The following is a 1,977-nucleotide window of genomic DNA, read 5'->3' as shown; positions in this document are numbered from 1 at the left end:
CGGAATCCACCTGACCAAGGGCGGCAGCATATCCAGACGCACCTATCAACTCATTTCGCGCTACGCGCTACACTCGCGATAGTGCTCCACGTTAGGTAAAAATAATGTCTACGCGAAAAATATTCATCGAAGGTAACGGGCATTACGACTTTAAGCCTTTATCCCATTACGAAGAAAAATGGAGCTTTCTGCATGATTACAGGCGAAAAAAGATCATCGCACAAAAACTATCCTATTTAGAATTCCACAGACATCTACTAAACAAGATCAAGCACACGAACCTTGTTGAAGGGTCGCTCGATATGTCCATTGATTTTGATTTATCAGTTGGGTTCATACAGACAGACATTCTACTTATAGGATCTATATGCGAAGGAGCCTTATACTCTCAATTGCGACACCGTTACGATAGAGGGAGCCGAACCACAAAAAAAAGTGTTCAGGACTGTTTTGAAGTAAAAGAAAAAAAGTTTGAGAGTCTATCGAACCAAGAGTTCAAAAAAGAAGGTTCAGACACATCGTTTAAAATTGGATGTTACCGAACTGAAACTAAGCAACTCCAAGAGTATGCTGTAAGTTTTTCGAATCTTCTTAAAGTTGCGAAGTCGATCAGCTTAATATCTTCAGATTGCTTTGGAAGGCTTGATCTCCTGAGGAAGAGTAGAAACACAATCCATTCAGGAGAAGAAGCCAGAAGGCAAAGCGATGAAAGATTTGTTTTTAGTGTAGCTGATCGTGAAGAAGCGCTCGAAACCATGGTCATCTTTGGTGACCCCAAATCGAATTTTAAATAAAAATAGAGTGACCAAATATACCTATATGGCGCTCGGATGTGCATATATACTTCGTAGCATATTCGCGACAATCACGGCCTTTAGAGAAGCTGATATGACTACAGCATATATAACTGTTGCGATTATATTCGGAATAGTTTTCATCGTCGTAGCTAACATGAAGATATTCCTCGGGAATTGTGAACCAGTCAGATGACTCAATGAGTTTCGCTTCCGCTCACTCATTAGTCTCTTCTTGTTCTGAGAAGGAATGAAACTAAAAGATAAAATCACCTACTTTGAGTCGGACATGTCCGACAGGGGCGAGGCTGTTGGTGATTTCATCACTCCAATCCATAGGGTCCTTTGGAAGTTCGAAGTTGACCTACCTCCTCCAGTCTTCTGCGGAAAAGGAATGAATTTTCTAGTGACGACTTCCATTATGTTTCTGATCTGTGGAAGCATTTATGTCGCCTTCAACTCAAACGAAATAATAGAAAGTCTTCTGAAGTCGTTCGTCGTATCCTGTGGTGTTGGCATTTACGACATGATCATTAATGCCAAGAGAAGAAATAGACTAAGCCTGGGTTCTTGGGAGCAATATCCACCATCAGACGAAACCAATCAGAACCAGTCGGCACAGGTCAACCCATGTAACCCGCCCGATAATCCGAGAATCACTTGAACTACACACTCGTCAGGCTGGGTGCCTGGCCTCATCGTTCTGCGAATAAAATGAAGAATATCTGCATTCTACTACTGGGCGTTCTTACGCTTGTCGGCTGTAGTCGAAACCGAATCCCTCAACTAACCGAAGAAGAGAAGAATCAAATTGTTGCGGATGCGAGAGTTCTATTGAGCAAGTATACCGAACAAGCTGACATACCAGAAAACGAATGGCCCGATTCATTCATCAGGTTTGAACCAGTTTTAGTTCAGCAGTCCTACGGTTCTATAGTGATAATCAGATACAAGTTTGTTAGCCATGAATCAGGCTTTATGATTCCAAGGAAAGAAGGAATGGTTTTAGAATCTGATCAGTCAGTAGGATATGAAAAACTCGGAGACGACCTATACTACTATTGGATCCCAAATGAACACTAAAAGCAGAAATCGAGTAGGTGACGCCGCACGGGACGCCACCTCTCACACCACCTGCCGTGCGGGACCGCAGCCAGACTGATCGACGTGCTACGCAGTCTGT

Annotated in this window: 3 protein-coding genes; all 3 read left to right on the top strand. The window is 42.8% G+C overall.

Annotation, left to right across the window (positions count from 1 at the left end; genetic code table 11):
- Positions 1-104: 104 nt before the first annotated feature.
- The 3 genes from QEH52_RS19435 to QEH52_RS19425 all read left to right on the top strand — a co-directional run bounded on the left by QEH52_RS19435 (position 105) and on the right by QEH52_RS19425 (position 1,877).
- Positions 105-794: a hypothetical protein gene (locus QEH52_RS19435; RefSeq protein WP_308952619.1), complete on the top strand. Its 690-nt coding sequence runs from the start codon at positions 105-107 to the stop codon at positions 792-794.
- Positions 795-1,044: 250 nt separating this feature from the next.
- The gene (locus QEH52_RS19430) at positions 1,045-1,458 is read left to right on the top strand and encodes a DUF6404 family protein (protein ID WP_308952618.1); all 414 of its coding nucleotides are present in this window, start codon (positions 1,045-1,047) and stop codon (positions 1,456-1,458) included.
- 50 nt (positions 1,459-1,508) lie between these two features.
- The gene (locus QEH52_RS19425; protein ID WP_308952617.1) at positions 1,509-1,877 is read left to right on the top strand and encodes a hypothetical protein; all 369 of its coding nucleotides are present in this window, start codon (positions 1,509-1,511) and stop codon (positions 1,875-1,877) included.
- The last annotated feature ends 100 nt before the right edge of the window (positions 1,878-1,977 follow it).

Source organism: Thalassobacterium maritimum (assembly GCF_031127805.1).
Lineage (GTDB): Bacteria > Verrucomicrobiota > Verrucomicrobiia > Opitutales > Coraliomargaritaceae > Thalassobacterium > Thalassobacterium maritimum.
This window is presented reverse-complemented; position numbering and strand designations above follow the sequence as displayed.

What these genes read in the sequence shown, in the direction of transcription:
- QEH52_RS19425 (WP_308952617.1), top strand. Translation starts at nt 1,509, where the DNA reads ATGAAGAATATCTGCATTCTACTACTGGGCGTTCTTACGCTTGTCGGC.
- QEH52_RS19435 (WP_308952619.1), top strand. Translation starts at nt 105, where the DNA reads ATGTCTACGCGAAAAATATTCATCGAAGGTAACGGGCATTACGACTTT.
- QEH52_RS19430 (WP_308952618.1), top strand. Translation starts at nt 1,045, where the DNA reads ATGAAACTAAAAGATAAAATCACCTACTTTGAGTCGGACATGTCCGAC.